Source organism: Mesorhizobium sp. WSM4821 (assembly GCF_055901555.1).
Map to the genome: position 1 here is coordinate 2008215 of NZ_CM148371.1, position 17870 is coordinate 2026084.

The 17870-nt window shown below is 62.3% G+C and carries 17 protein-coding genes, 1 pseudogene and 1 riboswitch; of the genes and pseudogenes, 11 read left to right on the forward strand and 7 right to left on the reverse strand.

The features are described 5' to 3' along the window. Window positions 1–66: 66 nt before the first annotated feature. Window positions 67–363 (reverse strand): 50S ribosomal protein L28, encoded by a 297-nt coding sequence (rpmB, locus tag AC0NID_RS09635; RefSeq protein ID WP_006328411.1) that lies wholly within the window; start codon window positions 361–363, stop codon window positions 67–69. Between the two features lie 613 nt (window positions 364–976). Here rpmB and AC0NID_RS09640 point away from each other — a divergent pair. From AC0NID_RS09640 to AC0NID_RS09655, 4 genes are all read left to right on the forward strand, one after another. Then, window positions 977–1765, forward strand: a complete 789-nt coding sequence (locus AC0NID_RS09640; protein ID WP_473457695.1) for a DUF3108 domain-containing protein — start codon at window positions 977–979, stop codon at window positions 1763–1765. Between the two features lie 29 nt (window positions 1766–1794). After that, window positions 1795–2682: an aromatic amino acid exporter YddG gene (gene yddG, locus AC0NID_RS09645; RefSeq protein WP_473457693.1), complete on the forward strand. Its 888-nt coding sequence runs from the start codon at window positions 1795–1797 to the stop codon at window positions 2680–2682. Beyond that, window positions 2679–3356, forward strand: coding sequence for a lysoplasmalogenase family protein (locus tag AC0NID_RS09650; RefSeq protein WP_473457692.1), 678 nt, complete (start codon window positions 2679–2681; stop codon window positions 3354–3356). The genes yddG and AC0NID_RS09650 overlap by 4 nt, the downstream gene beginning before the upstream one ends. A gap of 694 nt (window positions 3357–4050) precedes the next feature. Then, entirely contained in the window at window positions 4051–5016 is a 966-nt protein-coding gene (locus AC0NID_RS09655) for a hypothetical protein (RefSeq protein WP_473457691.1), read from the forward strand. 245 nt (window positions 5017–5261) lie between these two features. On the opposite strand, the gene AC0NID_RS09660 is transcribed toward AC0NID_RS09655, so the two are convergent. Together AC0NID_RS09660 and gloB are read right to left on the reverse strand one after the other, a co-directional pair. After that, window positions 5262–5696, reverse strand: coding sequence for a cupin domain-containing protein (locus AC0NID_RS09660; protein WP_473457690.1), 435 nt, complete (start codon window positions 5694–5696; stop codon window positions 5262–5264). Window positions 5697–5733: 37 nt separating this feature from the next. Continuing rightward, window positions 5734–6501, reverse strand: coding sequence for a hydroxyacylglutathione hydrolase (gloB, locus tag AC0NID_RS09665; RefSeq protein WP_473457689.1), 768 nt, complete (start codon window positions 6499–6501; stop codon window positions 5734–5736). Between the two features lie 110 nt (window positions 6502–6611). Here gloB and AC0NID_RS09670 point away from each other — a divergent pair. The 4 genes and pseudogenes from AC0NID_RS09670 to AC0NID_RS09685 all read left to right on the forward strand — a co-directional run bounded on the left by AC0NID_RS09670 (window position 6612) and on the right by AC0NID_RS09685 (window position 10826). Continuing rightward, a pseudogene (locus tag AC0NID_RS09670) lies at window positions 6612–7399 on the forward strand (class I SAM-dependent methyltransferase). A gap of 137 nt (window positions 7400–7536) precedes the next feature. Then, a complete protein-coding gene (locus AC0NID_RS09675) occupies window positions 7537–9363 on the forward strand; it encodes an ABC transporter ATP-binding protein/permease (protein ID WP_473457688.1) in 1827 nt (608 codons plus the stop codon). Window positions 9364–9484: 121 nt separating this feature from the next. After that, window positions 9485–10369, forward strand: a complete 885-nt coding sequence (locus tag AC0NID_RS09680) for a DUF1194 domain-containing protein (protein WP_473457687.1) — start codon at window positions 9485–9487, stop codon at window positions 10367–10369. A 136-nt stretch (window positions 10370–10505) separates the two neighbouring features. Beyond that, window positions 10506–10826 carry a DUF1330 domain-containing protein gene (locus AC0NID_RS09685; RefSeq protein ID WP_473457686.1) on the forward strand — a complete coding sequence of 107 codons (321 nt, stop codon included), beginning with the start codon at window positions 10506–10508 and terminating at the stop codon, window positions 10824–10826. Between the two features lie 23 nt (window positions 10827–10849). Here AC0NID_RS09685 and metW read toward each other — a convergent pair whose 3' ends face one another. Together metW and metX are read right to left on the reverse strand one after the other, a co-directional pair. Beyond that, window positions 10850–11464, reverse strand: a complete 615-nt coding sequence (metW, locus tag AC0NID_RS09690) for a methionine biosynthesis protein MetW (protein ID WP_126043736.1) — start codon at window positions 11462–11464, stop codon at window positions 10850–10852. Window positions 11465–11579: 115 nt separating this feature from the next. Beyond that, complete coding sequence (gene metX, locus AC0NID_RS09695; protein ID WP_473457685.1) at window positions 11580–12749, reverse strand: homoserine O-acetyltransferase MetX; 1170 nt, start codon at window positions 12747–12749, stop codon at window positions 11580–11582. Between the two features lie 120 nt (window positions 12750–12869). Continuing rightward, window positions 12870–12947, reverse strand: a riboswitch (SAM riboswitch). A gap of 139 nt (window positions 12948–13086) precedes the next feature. Between metX and hisC the strand changes: the two genes are divergently transcribed. Together hisC and AC0NID_RS09705 are read left to right on the forward strand one after the other, a co-directional pair. Beyond that, window positions 13087–14196 carry a histidinol-phosphate transaminase gene (hisC, locus tag AC0NID_RS09700; protein ID WP_473457684.1) on the forward strand — a complete coding sequence of 370 codons (1110 nt, stop codon included), beginning with the start codon at window positions 13087–13089 and terminating at the stop codon, window positions 14194–14196. A 4-nt stretch (window positions 14197–14200) separates the two neighbouring features. Then, window positions 14201–15136 carry a prephenate/arogenate dehydrogenase family protein gene (locus tag AC0NID_RS09705; RefSeq protein WP_473457683.1) on the forward strand — a complete coding sequence of 312 codons (936 nt, stop codon included), beginning with the start codon at window positions 14201–14203 and terminating at the stop codon, window positions 15134–15136. Window positions 15137–15157: 21 nt separating this feature from the next. Here AC0NID_RS09705 and AC0NID_RS09710 read toward each other — a convergent pair whose 3' ends face one another. Further along, window positions 15158–16081 carry a PfkB family carbohydrate kinase gene (locus tag AC0NID_RS09710; RefSeq protein ID WP_473457682.1) on the reverse strand — a complete coding sequence of 308 codons (924 nt, stop codon included), beginning with the start codon at window positions 16079–16081 and terminating at the stop codon, window positions 15158–15160. Between the two features lie 103 nt (window positions 16082–16184). Further along, a complete protein-coding gene (locus AC0NID_RS09715) occupies window positions 16185–17183 on the reverse strand; it encodes a DUF2125 domain-containing protein (protein ID WP_473457681.1) in 999 nt (332 codons plus the stop codon). 115 nt (window positions 17184–17298) lie between these two features. Between AC0NID_RS09715 and AC0NID_RS09720 the strand changes: the two genes are divergently transcribed. Continuing rightward, complete coding sequence (locus tag AC0NID_RS09720; RefSeq protein ID WP_473457680.1) at window positions 17299–17853, forward strand: gamma-glutamylcyclotransferase; 555 nt, start codon at window positions 17299–17301, stop codon at window positions 17851–17853. The last annotated feature ends 17 nt before the right edge of the window (window positions 17854–17870 follow it).

A 17870-nucleotide genomic window follows, 5' to 3' on the forward strand; every position in this document is an offset into this window, starting at 1 on the left:
AGCGGGGTGTCATGCCGAGTTCGGACGACACTCCTTGGAAGGCGGTTGTCCCCCGCCTGGAAAAAATTAAGCGGCCGGCTGTTCGGCAAGCTTCTTGGCGATCTGCTTCTTCAACAGACGAGCGCGCTGCGACAGCTCCTTGGCGTCGGCCTTGGCCAGGAACGCATCGAGACCGCCGCGATGCTCGACCGAGCGCAGCGCGTTGGCCGAAATGCGCAGGCGCACATTCTGGTTCAGCGCTTCCGAGATCAGCGTCACATTGACGAGATTGGGCAGGAAGCGACGCTTGGTCTTGTTGTTGGCGTGGCTCACATTGTTGCCGGACATGACTGCCTTGGCAGTGAGTTCGCAGGTGCGGGACATGGGTTCTAACCTTCAGTTCTCGGTCTGACCAAACATTCAACCCGCGCCGGGCGGCGCGCGGTTTCGGTCAGGCGGCCTTATGGAAAAAGTTGGCGTTCCATAGTTGCATTTCGCCGATGCGTCAAGCTCCGTCGGTGAAGCTGGGGTGAAGCTGCCAATCTCCCCGCTTGCGGGGGAGATTCCTGGCAGTGCAGAGGAGCTGTCCCTCAAACTCTCAGACCTGGGGTTCCTCGCCCACTGCGAAGCCGGGGAGAGGTGGCAGCGAAGCGAATGAAGGCGCGATCCTTCCCTGTCCTGCCGTACACCTCCGCGCAAGGGGAATCGGATGTTACCTTCGCCGATTTCCAAAGCTGAAGGCAGCAAATTTGTTCTTGCTTTGTGCCGGCAGTTATGCTACCAATCTTGGCGTGGTGCTGATCCGCGCCGACGACCCGCCACGAGGCGGGTTTTTTCATTTCTGGCGCCGTCGCCTGGCCATCAACCGGCACGGCGCTCAAGGCCGCTGTGCCTTTCACATTAAGGCCGGAATTCAGCCTATAAGCGTTCGCACAGGGACATGCCAGGCCGGAGTTTCTCCTCGTCTCCGGCCGAAAATCGAGGACCGATTGCCGCCATGCTTCGTTCGTCTCATGCTCTTGCTGCCTTGCTCGCCGTTGCGCTGCCGACGTCAACGTCCTCCGCCGCGCCACGGTCCTTCAAGGGCGAGTATACGGTATCGTTCCTTGGCCTCTCGGTGGCGAAAGCAACCTTTTCCAGCAGTTACGAAGGCGATGCCTATTCGATCGACGGCAGTGTCTCCAGCGCCGGCCTTGCCACAATTTTCGACGACACGCGTGGCACGATCTCGTCAAAAGGGCGCATTTCGGGCGCGCAATTGCAGCCGCAGGCGTTCCGTGCCGACTACAAGTCAGGCGAGAAGGCATCGATGATCGATATCCAGTTCGCCAATGGCGCTGTTACCGCGACAAAGGTCGTGCCTGCGCCAAGGAAGCGCAATCCCAGGAATTGGATACCGCTGGGAGCCAACGATCTCGCGTCGGTGCTCGATCCGATGGCCGCCACCGTCATCCATGCCGACAGTCTCGACAAGGTCTGCGGGCGCACGGTGAAACTCTATGACGGCGAGATGCGCGCCAACCTCACGCTGACCTACGATTCGAAGGGCTCGACGTCGGTGCGGGGCTACGAGGGCGAGACCGTCACTTGCAAGATGGGTTTTGAGCCGGTGGCGGGCTACCGCAAGAATCGCAAAGCCTTGAATTATTTGAAGAATCGCAGCCGTATCATGGTAACGTTTGCACCGGTTGGCCAAACCGGCGTATATGCGCCGATCCACGCCACGGTCGGTACGAAAATCGGCACTCTCACCGTCAGTGCGGAGCGGTTCGAAGCTACAGAATAGGCGCGTTTCGCGCGCCGCCGGAGACGGATATGGGGCGCGCAACACTGATCGGCTTCTCGGCGGTCGCCATGTGGGCGCTGCTGGCGCTGCTTACGGATGCGTCCGGCGCGGTGCCGCCGTTCCTGCTTTCGGCGATCACCTTCACGATCGGCACCGGCGTCGGGCTCGTTGCGCGGCTGTTCATGCCGGCTGCCGACAGGAGCGAGAAGATACCGCCGCAGGTCTGGGTGATCGGCATTGCCGGCCTGTTCGGCTACCACTTCTTCTACTTCACCGCGCTGCGCAATGCGCCGGCGGTGGAGGCGAGCCTCATCGCCTATCTGTGGCCGCTGCTGATTGTGCTCGGATCGGCGCTGATGCCGGGCGAGCGGCTGGCCTGGAACCATGTCGTCGGCGCCCTGCTCGGCCTCGCCGGCACTTTCCTGATCGTCACCAAGGGCGGCGGGCTGGCCTTCGACGCGCGCTATTCCTTTGGCTATGCGATGGCCGGCGTCTGCGCGGTGCTGTGGTCGTCCTATTCGCTGCTGTCACGGCGCTTCCCATCGGTGCCGACCGGCATCGTCACCTGGTTCTGTGCCGCTACGGCCGCGCTGTCGCTTATCTGCCATCTCGTGCTGGAAGAAACGGTGCTGCCTGACGGCGCCGGCCAGTGGCTCGCCGTGCTCGGCCTCGGGGTGATGCCGGTGGGCGCTGCCTTCTACGCCTGGGATATCGGCGTCAAGCGTGGCAACATCCAGGTGCTCGGCGCGGCCAGCTATGCCGCGCCGCTGCTGTCGACGCTGGTGCTGATATCGGCCGGCTTCGCCGAGCCGTCCTTGCGCATCCTCGCCGCCTGCGTGCTGATCACCGGCGGGGCTGCCCTTGCGGCGAAATCGCTGTTGTTGCGCAGGCAGGCAACGAGCGAGGCCGGGGCATGATGCCGTTTCCCGGCGGCATCGAAGCCAATGCCAATGCGACGCTGCTGTTTTCGGTGGTGGCGGCGATGATCTACGCCTTCACCCTCGATATGCCACAAAGCCTCGCACGCCTGGCGGTCAAGACGCTGGCCGTGGCATTGCTTGCCGTGCTGGCCCTGCTGCAGGGCGGTCCGGGGCTGCTCGTCGCGGCGCTGGCGCTCGCCGCCATCGGCGATGCCTTGCTGTCGCGCGACGGCGAAAAGGCGTTTCTCGGCGGGCTTGCCAGTTTTCTCGCCGCGCATGTGCTCTATGTCGTGCTGTTCGTACGCTCCGGCGGCGGGTTCGGGCTGCTCCCGGCCGAACCGTGGCGCCCGGCGATTGCCGTGGCGATGGCCGTCTTCGCGCTCGCCATGCTTCTTGCGCTCTGGCGCCGTGTCGGCCCCGCCCTGCGCCTTCCGGTCGGCGGCTATATCGCAGCAATCCTCGCCATGGGCATTTCGGTGCTCACCCTGAACAGCCTTTGGGTCATCGGCGGCGCGGTTTTGTTCATGGCATCCGACGGGCTGCTGGCCGCGGAAAAATTCCTGGCGCCCGCCATCTCGCCGCACCGCGCCTGGATGCGCCACGCGGTCTGGGGGCTGTACTACGCCGCGCAGTTGGGGATTACCCTGGGTTTTCTGCTCGATACACCCTAGGATCAAAATTCACTCGGCTGGCTGCCACCAATGGCCGGGATTGGGTGGAAAGCGGAAGGACCGGTCTCAGGCGGCCGCGCCGCGAAAGCTGCCGTTCATCTGGCCAACGAGCTTCGGCGGTAAGACGCCGCTATATCCGGTCTTGGAGGATTGCTTCGCCGCTGCCCCGAAAACGCGACTGGCTACCAGTGTCACATACTTTGAGTTCGGATGTCCTAGCGATCGGTTTATAAATCACAAGAAGACTATGGCGTTAGGGGGCAATTATCGGCTTGACGTACCACGGTACGTCAAGCCGATAATTGCCGCTATGGACACAAGTGTCAGTTGACGAGTAGCATCGTGCGGCTCTTTTTGAGGGGGTATTTATGCTGCAAAACGTCAGCTTGCTCAACGCGATGGATATCAGCTGTGGTATTGACTCCACTTCGTTTGAGAAAAGTCTTGTAATGAATGTCCTTTTTCAAGAGAAGATATTGGGATACGATGCTTCAATATTTTCGTGCAGCAATCTTCTTTCTCATATGTCGCGAACCCAGGGACAAGAATCCCTCTTTGAACTTGCGTGTCGGGACGGGATAATAACTCCAACATTCCGAGATAGATCAGTTCAACCATTCCGCGATGCGGTGGCTATTCTTAGGAAGAATGACAATATTTCGGAAATACCCGGAGGAGCCGCCTACTACGAGTAATGGTTAAGGTCGACCATGCACTATTAAATGGCAAGACCCAACCATTCTACGCTTCAGGTGAAGACGTCGGCCTACGGTTTGCACGCTCCGTGCGAACAATGTTGTGCCGAGATACCCCGCCAGAAGATACACTCAGAGACATTATCGATGCGGGCCGCTCCGACCACCTCAATCGAATATGGGAGCGTACGACGAAATGGCGAACAGATCTGATTGAAATCGCAGATAAACGTACCGCTGCACGGGGGCATACGGGTATAAGACGTCAAGAAATATACAATGCGGTCGGGCAGTCCCTCGGTCTGTCGAGTGAAAAGGTAACCTATGGAGACCTTTATGATGCTTGCCGACTTTCAGGATATAGTAGGGAATTCGAGGCTTACGCCCGCTGGCTTGCTCAATGTCATTTCATCAGCCAGGCTGGGAGTTTCAACACATCGATTAATTTTCCCGTCTACAACTACGAGCACGACTTCATGTTAGATAGCGTTTTACGGTCAGGCAAGGACGCCCCCCCGAAGCCCGGCGTTGGCTTCCGATGTCAGGTAGTGCTGCCCGATATCGGTCGCCTTTCGCAAGTTGACCCCACGGAATTGATGGCAATACGCAATGATCTCGGCCAGTACTATCTGAAAGCCTTAAACGACTGGCAAGCCGAGCCAGACGATAAGAGGCAATCGGAACTGGCTAAAGCCCTCGAATTCTACTGCACGGAGATCTCCGCACGGTACAAGTATGTCAAGCCCAAGAAAGTTGGTGTAAAATATGGGCAAGAGGGTGCCGCAAAAATTGCCATCACGCTGGCGGATCAGTTACTGAAATATGTGCCATTCTACAGTCAGGTTAAAGCCATCGGGACTGTGATATTTGAAGAAATACAGAGAGGGAAGGAGGAGGAAATCAACAAGATTTCCCCGGCAGAGATCGAAATCACGCTGCCAGCGACACAAAATCCACAGCTTTAGGAACATTCGGCAGTGTTGCTTTCCCTTCGTGGCTGTCAACTAAAGTGATCCCTGCTCAGGCGGAGCCTCGCTCCACATAGCTAATTTGCCCCTGGCGCACCTTCTGCTAAAGGGGCGGTCTGACTGGATACGGCGTCAGCCAAACCGAAAGCCAAGTGCCCTTCGATTGGCGGGTTTCGGGTCACGGCAAATTGGGCAGAAGGGCCGCATTGAGGTCGAATTTCGTCGTTCGAAGCGATTGGGTTTTAACCCTGGGGCGTGCCCGGCTCCCAGCCCGGTGCGGCCATCTCGAAGGCGGCGAAATCGAAGCCCGGCGCCACGGTGCAGCCGACCAGCGTCCATTCACCCAGGCTGCGAGCCGACTGCCACCAACCGGCAGGGACGACGATCTGCGGCCGTTCACCGGCGGCAAGAGCCGTGCCGAGCACCTGCTCGATCACCGGCCCGCCTCCCTGATGGATCGACAGCGCCAGCGGGGCGCCGGCGTAGAAATGCCAGACCTCGGCCGCGTCCTTGACGCGGTGCCAGGCCGACAGTTGCTCCTGCTCCAAAAGGAAATAGATCGCGGTCGAATGGCCGCGCGCACCTTCCGCGCCATCGCGAAAGGTTTCGGCATACCAACCGCCTTCAGGATGCGGTTTCAGGCCGAGCGTGGCGATGATTTCGGCGGAGCTGGTCATGGCCTCCAGAACGTCATGGTTTCGAGATGATCAATGGTCAGAAATTGTCCTTGCGCTTGCGGATCTCGGCGAACACTTCGGCGTCGGAGGCCTTCTCCATGCCGAGATGCTTGCGGATTGCCGGGTCGTGCCAGCGCAGGAACGGATTGGTCGACAGTTCCTCACCGATCGTGGTCGGCAGCGTCGGCTTGCCATCGGCGCGTAGCGCCTCGATCTTCGCGGCGCGCTCCTTCAACGCCGAATTGGTCGGGTCGACGGTCAGCGCGAAGCGGGCGTTGGCGAGCGTGTATTCATGGCCGCAATAGACGACCGTGTCGGCCGGAAGTGCGGCGAGCTTTTTCAACGAATCGTACATCACCGGCGGCTTGCATTCGAACAGCCGGCCACAGCCGAGCGCGAACAGCGTATCGGCGGTGAAGGCCACTTTCGACGCCGGCAGATGATAGGAGACATGGCCCGCTGTATGGCCGGGCGTGGCGATCACGTCGATCCTCTCCTCGCCGAGGTGGACGACCGAACCTTGCTCGACGGTCTCGTCTATGCCCGGGATCTTGGCCTTTTCCGCCTCCGGTCCGACGATGCGCAGCTTGAAGCGCTCCTTCAGCGCCATATTGGCCTCGACATGGTCGACATGATGGTGGGTGGTCAGGATCATGGTCGGCGTCCAGCCGGTCCGCTCGATAGCGGCAAGGATCGGCGCCTCCTCGGGCGCGTCGACGATCGCGGTCTGGCCGCTCTTCGGGTCATGCACCAGCACACCGAAATTGTCGCTGCGGCACATGAACTGTTCGATTTCAACCGGCATCGCGTCTCTCTCCTTCGTCGGCCCCTTGTCGCCGCAGACATAGGGCGCTTGCCTGCGGATGTCATCCGCCTTTGTTGAACTTGAGCAGCATCGAAGATACCGTCGCGCGCATGCATTCCGATATCGTCGATCTCCGCTCCTTCTATTCGACCACGCTCGGGCGACTGGCCGAACGCTCGATCACCATGGCGTTGTCCTCGATATGGGCTGTCGTGCCCAATGAGCGGCTGGTCGGCCTCGGTTACACCTTGCCGTGGCTGGAGCGGTTCGGCACCGACGCGGAGCGCGTCTTTGCCTTCATGCCGGCGACGCAGGGCGCGGTGGTCTGGCCGGCCACGGGGCCGACCGCGACCGCGCTGGTCTTCGATGAGGAATTGCCGCTGGTCGATGCCTCCATCGACCGCATGCTGCTCGTCCACTCGCTCGAACATGCCGAGAACCCGCGCGAGACGCTGAACGAGATCTGGCGGGTGCTGTCGCCCGCCGGCCGCGTCGTCATCGTCGTGCCGAACCGGCGCGGTGTCTGGGCGCGTTTCGAGCATACGCCTTTCGGCAGCGGCCGACCGTTCTCGCGCGGCCAGCTCACCGAACTGCTGCGCGAAGCAAACTTCACCCCCGCGGCCTGGTCCGATGCCCTGTTCTTCCCGCCATCGCGGCGCCGCTTCATGATGCGGTTCCACAATGTGATTGAGCGCGCCGGCCGCAGGTTCTGGCCGATCTTTTCCGGCGTCATCGTGGTCGAGGCGCAGAAGCGGCTCTATCAGGGCGTGCCGGTCGTCCAGCGCGCCTCCCGCCGCGTCTTCGTGCCGGTTTTCTCGCCGCATGGCGCCACGAGACTCGGTCGGCTGTCCAGGCTGGGAACGCAACGTCGCCGGCTGGCCGAGTGACGCGTTCGTGACAGGGGGTGCCCCTTGCCTCCCGTGCTTTTTCTGGTCCTATCTGCCTATCTGTAGACTGTAGACGCAGGGTCCTGGTTGAAGGCGTGAGCCATCAATGCTGTGACCGGCGCCGCTTCCGAATGTAAGGATCTCACTCATGGCTGATCATCCGGACGACAAGGCCGACACACGGCCAGGTGCCGCGTCGGCCGAGGCCAGCAGCCTGCGCGACCAGCTGGCGACAATCCGCCTGGCGCTGACCACCTCGCCGGTTCGCAAGACGCTGCTGTGGATGTCGATAGGCATCATGGCCGTCATTGTGGCGACCTCGATCGGACAGATCCTGCTCAACCGCTGGAATCAGCCTTTCTACGACGCAATCGCACGCCGCGACATGCAAGGCTTCCTGCATCAGCTTGTTGTCTTTGCGGTAATAGCCGGCGGGCTCTTGGTGCTCAATATCGGCCAGACCTGGCTCGATCAGATGATCCGGTTGAAGCTGCGTGAGGCGCTGACGCTCGACCTGATCGACGAATGGATGCGGCCGAGCCGTGCCTTCCGGCTCGCCAATGCCGGGGCCATCGGCGTCAACCCCGACCAGCGCATGCAGCAGGATGCCGGGCATCTCTCCGATCTTTCTACCGGTCTCGGCATCGGGCTGTTGCAGTCGCTCATTCTGCTCGTTTCCTTCGTCGGCGTCCTGTGGTCGCTGTCTTCGGGCTTCGTTTTCCATGTCGGCGGCTATTCCCTGGCCATTCCGGGCTATATGGTTTGGGCCGCGATCCTTTATGCCGGAACCGCCTCCTGGCTGAGCTGGCTGGTCGGACGGCCGCTCATCCGCTTCAACAACGACCGCTATACGCGTGAAGCGGAGCTGCGGTCCTCGGTGGTCCGCGTCAACGAGAATGTCGATGCCATCGCGCTTGCGCATGGCGAGGCTGACGCGAAACGACGGCTTGAGTTCGACCTTGGAAGCCTGCTCGGCGCCATGCGGCGCATCTACAGCGCGCAAATCAATCTTGCCTGGGTGACCGATACCTATGGCTGGATCACTGTCGTTGCGCCGATCCTGGTCGCGGCGCCGGTCTATTTCGCCGGCGATATCAGCTTCGGCGGGCTGATGATGGCGGTCGGCGCCTTCAACCAGGTCCACTCGTCGCTGCGCTGGTTCATCAACAATATCGGCGGCATCGCCGATTGGCGGGCCACGCTGATGCGGGTCGCCGACTTCCGCATTGCGCTTGGCGAAACCGACGTACTTCACCACACCGAAAGGCGCATCGCGTTCGGCGAGAACCCAAACGACAGCCTGACATTCGAGGCGCTCGAGGTTGCGTCGCCGGATGGGTGCACGAAACTTGCCGAGCCGCATGTCGAAATCCGCGCCGGCGAGCGCGTCATGATCACGGGAGAGCCGCGCGCCGGCAAGACGCTGCTCTTTCGCGCCCTTGCCGGTCTGTGGCCGTGGGGAAGCGGGCGTATCGGCATGCCGGCCGGAGCGGTGCTCGCCTTCGTTCCGCGCACCCCCTATTTCCCGCTAGGCACGCTGCGCGAGGTGCTCAACCATGCCGACAGGACGGCGGACGATGCCGAGATCTCAGCGCTGCTTGCCGAGGTCGGTCTCGAGCGCCTGTCGTCCTCGCTCGACCGCTCCGCGCGCTGGGAGCGTGAACTGGGCGTAGACGAGCAACGTCTGCTTGCCTTTGCCCGGCTCGCCTTGCGGCGGCCGAAATGGGTGATTATCGACGAGGCTCTGGATACGTTCGACGGTGCGACGCTGAGGCGGGTGCTGTCGATGCTGAAGGCGCGTCTTGCCGGCGCCGCGATCCTCAATATCGGCCGTGGCCAGCACAACATTGAATTCTTTCCGCGCTCATTGACGATCGTGAAAGACGTCGACCGACCCGCTCTCAAGCCAGTCCGTGTCAAGGCCGGCGCGATCGAGCCACCCCCGGCCCTCGCCCCAGCCTATCAAGAGGAATAGCGGTCATACGCAGCCAAGCTTTATTTCGCCGTGATCGCAGCGAAAGATTGCCTTATCGTTCGGACGTCCGCGGCGTTAGACCATGCTTGACGCGCTTAAAGCGCGTCCCATTGAAGGATTCATGCGACGCTTTAAGTCTTGTTTCTATGCATGTCGTTACCCCAAAACCGCTGCGCACTTTTGGGCGACATGCATTGGCCTGCTTGCCTGCCTTGCCTGCGCCCAGGCAGCACCGCTGGCCGCGCCCGCCGACACCATTGCCGTGGATGTCGAATTGGTGCTGGCGGTCGACATTTCGCACTCGATGGACGAAAGGGAATTCGCCCTGCAGCGCGCCGGTTATGTCGAGGCGCTGCGCCACCCCGACTTCATCAACGCGGTGCGTTCGGGTGCGACCGGCCGCATTGCGCTCGCCTATTTCGAATGGGCTGGCACTGTCCGCGACGATGCTGTCATTGCCTGGCAGGTCGTCGACGGTGCAGGAAGCGCCGACGCTTTCGCCGACAAGATCGAAGCCCGCCCGTTCAGGAGTTTTCGCGGCACCTCGATTTCCGGTGCGCTCGCCTTCGGCGCGGAGCTTTTCGATGGAACCGCTTTCGAGAGCAAACGCCGCGTCATAGACATCTCAGGCGACGGCCCCAACAATATCGGGATGCCCGTCACCACGACGCGCGACGCCGCGGTGGCAAACGACATCGTCATCAACGGCCTGCCGATCCTGATCAGCCCGTCGCCCAGCTTCAGCCATCTCGACCAATATTATGCCCAGTGCGTTACCGGCGGGCCCGGCTCCTTCGTGCTGCCGGTCTATGCCGCGTCCGAATTCGTGACCGCCATACGCCGCAAGCTGGTGCTCGAGGTCAGCGGTGTTGCCGATCCGTTGACCAATCCCGGGGCCAATCCCGGGACGACCCGGATCGATGCGGCAGCACCGGTCGACTGTTTGCAAGGCGAGCGCGACCGGCGGTTCTTTTCCGATCCCTATTTTCCGGAGCTTGACCGGTAACATAGTGCCGGGAAGTCGGGGCGGTTCTTGTATTCATTGTTATTACCTCAGGGGTAATCGACCACTGCGCAACGTCTCGGCAGACTGCTTCCATCAAGCCGGTAGTTCGGCTTCGAAACCACCAGGGAGCGCAGCCATGACCGCTTATGCCGTCGCCCATATGCACCAGGTTGCGCCGGGGCCGCAAATTGTCGAATACCTGCAGAAGATCGATGCCACGCTGGAGCCGTTTGACGGGCGATTCATTGTCCATGGCAGCGAGGTGGACGTGGTTGAAAACATCTGGCCGGGGCATCTCGTCATCATCGAGTTTCCAGACTTGCAGCAGGCGCGCGGATGGTACCACTCGCCCGCCTATCAGGAGATATTGCCGCTGCGTACCGACAATTCCCGGTCCGATGTGTTCTTCGTCGACGGCGTCAGGCATCCGCACAAGGCCACCGACGTTCTTGAGTGAGGAAGGATCGGCCCGAGCAATTCCTAACGCCTCAGCAGGAACACCGCTTGCTGGCCAAAGAAATTCCAGAACCACCACGGCATCGAGAGGCCGATCTTCTGGCCGTTGGCGTCGAGCGCGGTTGCCTTTTCCACCGTTGCGCCGAGCTCGTCGCAGAGATTGACGAAATCGCGGATGGTGCAGAAATGGATGTTGGGCGTGTCGTACCAGGAATAGGGCAGGTCCTTGGTTACCGGCATGCGCCCGTCGAGAAACAGCGAGAGGCGCACCCGCCAGTGGCCGAAATTGGGGAAGGAGACGATGGCGTGCTTGCCGATCCTGAGCAACTCGTCGAGCACCAGCTTTGGGTTGCGGGTCGCCTGCAAGGTCTGCGAGAGAACGACGAAATCAAAACCCTTGTCGGGATAGAATTCGAGGTCCTTGTCGGCGTCGCCCTGGATGACCGACAGGCCGCGCGCCACGCATTCGTTGACGCCGCGCTGCGACAGTTCCATCCCGCGGCCGTCGACCTGCTTCGTTGCCTGCAGCAATTCGAGCAGCAGCCCGTCGCCGGAGCCGACGTCGAGCACCCGCGACTGCGCCGGGATGAGATCGGCGACGACTTCGAGGTCGACGCGCTGGGCATGGTTGACACTCATGGTCGTGCCTCTTCCGCTGCGCATGATCCCGATCCGAAAAGTCTGCAACTTTTCGGGGTCATGCGCTGATGCCTGGCGCATGATGCCGATCCGGAACGCCTGCGCCCTTTCGAGATCATGCGCTGAGCCCCCTGGCGCGGGCCGCCGAGGCGATGAAGCCGTTGATGGCGGCAAACAGCTCCGGCTCGTCGAGCAGGAAGGCGTCGTGGCCGCGATCGGTCTCGATCTCGACGAAGGATACCGAGGCGCCGGCCGCGTTCAGCGCGTGAACGACCGAGCGGCTCTCCTCGGTCGGGAACAGCCAGTCGCTAGTGAAGGAGACCAGGCAAAAACGGGTCTTGTTGCCGGCGAAGGCGTCGGCCAGCCGTCCGCCATGGTCGGCGGCGAGGTCGAAATAGTCCATTGCCCTGGTCATGTAGAGATAGGAATTGGCGTCGAAACGGTCGACGAAGGTCATGCCCTGATGGCGCAGATAACTTTCGATCTGGAAATCCGCGTCGAAACCGAAGGTGAGCGCTTCACGGTCCTGAAGGTTGCGGCCGAATTTCCGGTGCAAGGCCGCCTCCGACAGATAGGTGATGTGAGCGGCCATGCGCGCCACCGCCAGTCCTTTTTCCGGGCGCTTGCCATGCTCGAAATATTTGCCGCCATGCCAGTCCGGATCAGCCATCACCGCTTGCCGGCCGACCTCATGGAAAGCGATGTTCTGCGAGGAATGGCGCGCGCCGGTGGCGATCGGCAACGCCGAGAAAACGCGCTCCGGATAGCTCGACGCCCACTGCAGCACCTGCATGCCGCCCATCGACCCGCCGAGCACCGAGAATAGTTTGTCGATGCCGAAATGGTCGACCAGCATCAACTGCGCCCGAACCATGTCGCGGATAGTGATGATCGGCAGGTCGAGCCCGTAAGGCTTGCCGGTGGCGGGGTTGGTCGAGGCGGGGCCGGTGGAGCCGAGGCAGCCGCCGATAACGTTGGAGCAGATGACGAAGAAGCGGTTGGTGTCGATGATCCTGCCGGGGCCGATCAGCACTTCCCACCAGCCCGGCTTGCCGGTCACCGGATTGGTGCTGGCGACATGCTGGTCGCCGGTCAGCGCATGGCAGACGAGGATCGCGTTGGAGCGGGCTTCGTTGAGCGTGCCGTAGGTCTTGTAGGCGATCTGAAACGGCGACAACAGCGTGCCGGCGTCGAGCTTGAGCGGCTTGTCGGCACCGAAACGCAACACCGGGCTCGACGGCTCGTCGGCCTCGTTGTTGGTTCTTTTAGCGCGCAGCGCGACCATCGCGTCCCTCTTACACTAACCCATCGCGCTTTCCGAAAATCAGAACCGATTTTCGGGCCGATGCAATTGTCCGGCCGGTTGCGGACAATAAAAAACCGGCATTGCCTTCGCAAAGCCGGTTACAGGATGCAAACGGCCCTTTAGCGAGTTGTTTAACGTGGCTGCAAGCCGACCGGCCAAATCACCACGGGATTTCGCCTCTCTTCTAGGACCGGCGCGCCCCGGCGTCAACGGCCAGCCGCTCACCCATGATTGCCGCCTCTCGACATTCCAGGCCGCGGCTTGTATTTCCGCTGCGGCTTCCTGGGTGGAAGCGTTCTCGACGGATTTTTGCAATATGAACCAGGCATCGGATCAGGCACGTCCAACGCCCCGCGCGGGGATCATGGACATCGAAGCCTATGTGCCGGGCAAAAGCACGGCGCCGGCCGGTGTCGCCAAGGTCCACAAATTGTCGTCGAACGAGAACCCTCTCGGCCCCTCGCCGAAGGCCATAGAGGCCGCGCGCGACGTCGCTGCCAGGCTCGACATCTATCCCGACGGCACCGCCAGGCGCCTTAGGGAGGCGATCGCCGAGGTGCATGGCCTCAATCCGGCGAACATCATCTGTTCCAATGGTTCCGACGAGATTCTGGGCCTGCTTGCGCAGACCTATCTCGCGCCCGGCGATGAAGCCGTCATCACCGAACACGGCTTCATGGTCTACAAGATCTACATTCAGTCGGCAGGTGCCGTTCCGGTGTCGGTCAAGGAAACCAATGAGCGGGCCGACGTCGACGCGATCCTCGCCGCCGTGACACCGCGCACCAGGATCATTTTCCTCGCCAATCCCAACAACCCGACTGGTACCTATCTGCCGTTCCAGGAGGTGCGCCGCCTGCATGCCGGCCTGCCCCGGAATGTGCTTCTGGTGCTGGATGCTGCCTATGCCGAATATGTCCGCCGCAACGACTATGAAGCTGGCGTCGAACTTGTGGCTGGCGCGGAAAACGTGGTCATGACCCGCACCTTCTCCAAGCTCGGCTTGGGAGGCGCGCGGGTCGGCTGGATGTACGCGCCGATGCATGTCATCGACGCGATCAACCGTGTGCGCGGTCCCTTCAACGTCAACGCGACGGCGATCGAGGCCGGCATTGCCGCGATCCGCGACCGTGCCCATGTCGAGCGCAGCGTGGCGCATAACGAGACCTGGCTGCCATGGGTGAGCGAGGAATTGACCAGGCTCGGGCTGCGGGTGACGCCGAGCGTCGGCAATTTCGTCCTCATCCACTTTCCCGAGGACAAAAAACATTCGGCTGAAGCTGCGGACAATTACCTCGCCGCGCGCGGCTACATATTGCGGCGCGTTTCCGGCTACGGCTTCCCGAATGCACTGCGCATGAGCATCGGCACCGAAGAGGCCAATCGCGGCGTTGTAGCCGCCCTCACGACATTTTTGAAAAGCTGAAGCAATGACATCACCGATGTTCGAAAAGATCGCGCTGGTCGGCATCGGCCTCATCGGCTCGTCGCTGGCCCGCGTCATCCGTCGCGAAGGCCTTGCCCGCCACGTTGCCATCTCGACGCGCAGCAAAACGACGCTGGCGCGGGCAAGCGAACTCGGCCTAGGCTGCTCCTACACGATGGACGCGAAAGAGGCGGTCCGCGATGCCGACCTGATCATCGTCTCGGTACCGGTCGGCTCTTCGGGCGAGGTTGCCGAGGAAATCGCGCCGGCGCTGAAGCAGGGCGCCATTCTCACCGATGTCGGTTCGACCAAGGCGTCGGTCATCGCGCAGATTGGGCCGCATGTGCCTGATGGCGTGCATTTCATTCCCGGCCATCCGTTGGCCGGCACTGAAAAATCAGGCCCGGACGCCGGCTTTGCCGAGCTGTTCGAAAACCGCTGGTGCATCTTCACGCCGTTGCCCGGCACCGATCCGGCAGCCTTGGAAAAGCTTTCGGAATTCTGGCGCCGCTGCGGCTCCAACATCGACACGATGGATCCCCAGCATCACGACATGACGCTGGCCATCGTCTCGCATCTGCCGCACATCATCGCCTACAACATCGTCGGCACCGCCGACGATCTGCAGTCGGTGACCAAGTCCGAAGTCATCAAATATTCGGCCTCCGGCTTTCGCGACTTCACCCGCCTTGCCGCCTCCGACCCGACCATGTGGCGGGATGTCTGCCTGCACAACAAGGATGCCATCCTCGAGATGCTGGCGCGGTTCTCGGAAGATCTGGCGTCGCTGCAGCGGGCGATCCGCTGGGGCGACGGCGAAAAGCTGTTCGACCTGTTCACCCGCACCCGCGCCGTCCGCCGCTCGATCATCGAGGCCGGCCAGGACATCGACGCGCCGGACTTTGGCCGGCAGGCAGTCGAGCACCCTGTAAAGGGGTAGGCTCTCTCAGACCGGCCAGTCTCAGGCCGGCCAGTGTGCCGCCATCATCGCCAGCGTCTCGGCCCTGTCCGGTGCGCCGAGCCTGCCGCCGAAGCGCAGGCATTTGAGCGCGGCGGCGGCGCTGGCAAAGCGCAATGCCAGTTCGATCGGCATGGCTTCCGCCAGTCCGACGGCGAAGGCGCCGTGAAACACGTCGCCGGCGGCAAGCGTATCCACGGCCTTGATGCCTGGCGCTGCGACATGGCGCACGGACCCCACCGAGCGGTCGAACCACCAGCTTCCCGCCGCGCCGCCCGTCACGGCGACGAACGCATCGGTGCGTCTGGCCAGCGTTTCACAGGCCTTTTGCGGGGTTTGCTCCTCGCCGCAGAGGATGAGCGCCGCCGGCTCCGATGCGACGATGTGCGAGGCCAGCGGAAACAGGCGTTCCAGCACGTCGCGTGGCGCGGTGTCGGCATCCAGTATGGCCGGACGGCCGATTGCGCGCGCCGCAGCAAGGGCCAGAGCCGCGGCGCCCGGCCAGCGCACGTCGACCATGACGGCATCGAATACCGACAGGTCGCGGACAGGCAGCGCCTCGGGGTCGGCCTGTGCCCGCCTGTCGTAGAAGGGAACGATGATGCGCTCGCCATGAGTATCGACCAAGATGGCCGACAGCGCCGACCGCGCACCGGTGACGCGCCGGACAAGGCTGCAATCGACGCCCTCGGCCTCGATCCCGGCGACCAGCTGATCGCCGACTGGGTCGTCCCCCGCGCTCGCCCACAGCGATACGTCGGCGCCGAGGCGGCGTGCGGCGCAGGCTGCGCTCGAAGCCATGCCCGAGGCGATCTGTACGCCGTCGGACGCGATGAACTTGCCCTGACGTGTCGGAAGCGTGTCGACGCCAAGGATCGTATCGAGCGTCAGCGCGCCAACACTGAGGAGCTTCACCGGGCTGTTCATCTATCTTCCTGTTTGATCATGTTCTTTTTCCGAACCAAAGGTCAGCGACGCAAAAACTGGGTCCCACTTTTTGCTTCACTGACCTTCGGTTCGGGATCATGGTCTAATCGACCGGGCTGATCTTGCCCAGCGGGATGAAACCGAGCGAGGTCTTGCCCTTGACGATCTTCAGGGGCATCGACGGTTCGTTGCCAAGCAGCGCCAATCCGGCAAAACCGGTCTTGATCTGGCTCTTCTGCTCGGGAATGGCCTTGACGAGGATTGCCGCCACGGCTTTCGGGTCGCTGATTTTGATCATCAGGTCGGCGTCGATAAGCCCGTCGGCATCGACCGACACCGGGCCGGAAACGGTGATGCGCGCGGTTCCCGACGACAGATCGAGCTTGCCGATATCGATCGCCTGGCCGCGCAGGCTCCTTGGCTGCGTCTTGATCAGCGCCACGCCGTTCTTCAGCGTCACATCGCCGCCGCCGTCGAGCGGCGGCAGCAAGCGGCCATCGATCGCCCGCGGATCGATTTCGAGATCGGTAAAACTCCCGGCATAGTCGATGTCCTGGCCATTCGGCCGCAGTTGTCCGGCCGCCGTCCCTGCGCTGAACAGCTCGACCGGGTCTGTACCGTCCGTCGGATCGGTCTGGCCGGACAGGCCCTCCGCCTCAAGCGAAACGCGCCGGGGCAGCGGCCAGGACAGTTTCACATTCGCTCGCAGCGTGTCCCAGTCGATCCACAGCAGCGCCATCCCCGGAACGGAGGCCCTGAGCGGCCCGCGCAGGTCGGCGCCAGGCGACAGGATTTGGGTGACATGCGTGGCTGCGCTGAGGCTGCCGAGCGAGGCGGCGACGTTCCTGGTGTCGTCCTGATAAGCCAGACTGTCGCAGGAAATGGCGAAGCTCAGCGGATAGCCGCTGACCGTGAGGTTGGCGCAGTCCGCCTGGATGCCATTGCCGTTGAGCTCGGCCACCGTTTTGTCGGCCTCGTTCTTGACCTTGTCTGCCAGGTAGAACCAGCCGGCGCTGTAGAGGCCGAACGGCACGACGACGAAAGCGCCGAGCCAGGAGAGGCGGCGGAGGAAATTCGGCGGGCGCTCGTCACTCGACGTCATGCTGTGGCTCTCATTAGCGCGTGTTGCAGATGTCGTTTCCGGCAACATCAGGTAGACGGAGATGGATTGAAAAAACACCGATTCCGGTGGCGGTGTTGCAACCAGGCTTGGCGATATGGGCGATTTTTGGGTTTTTGGCTACGGTTCGCTGATCTGGCGGCCCGGATTCGCGCATGTCGAGACGCGCCGCGCCCGCCTGCACGGCTACCGCCGGTCGCTGTGCGTCTACTCTTTCGTGCACCGCGGCACGCGCGAGCGGCCTGGCCTGGTGCTCGGCCTCGACCGTGGCGGCTCCTGCATCGGGCTGGCTTTCCGCGTCCCCGGCGATCTGCGCAACGAGGTCATTACCTATCTGCGCGAGCGTGAACTGGTCACCAATGTCTATGTCGAGCGCATGCTTAGCATTCGCCTGGACGAGGGCGGGGGTGAGAACGGCAGGGGCAAGACGGACGGGGGCGAGACGGTTTCGGCGGTCGCCTATGTGGTCGACCGTAGCCACGAGCAATATGCCGGCGCGCTCGATGCGGCCGATGCGGCGACCGTCGTTCGCGGCGCCGTCGGCCAGTCCGGAAAGAACGAGGATTACGTCTCCAGCACGCTGGAGCACCTCGAGGCACTGGGAATCCGCGACCACTGGCTGGAAGAGGTGGCGGAACGGATCGGGTCGTAATCTTCTTTCGTTGTTTT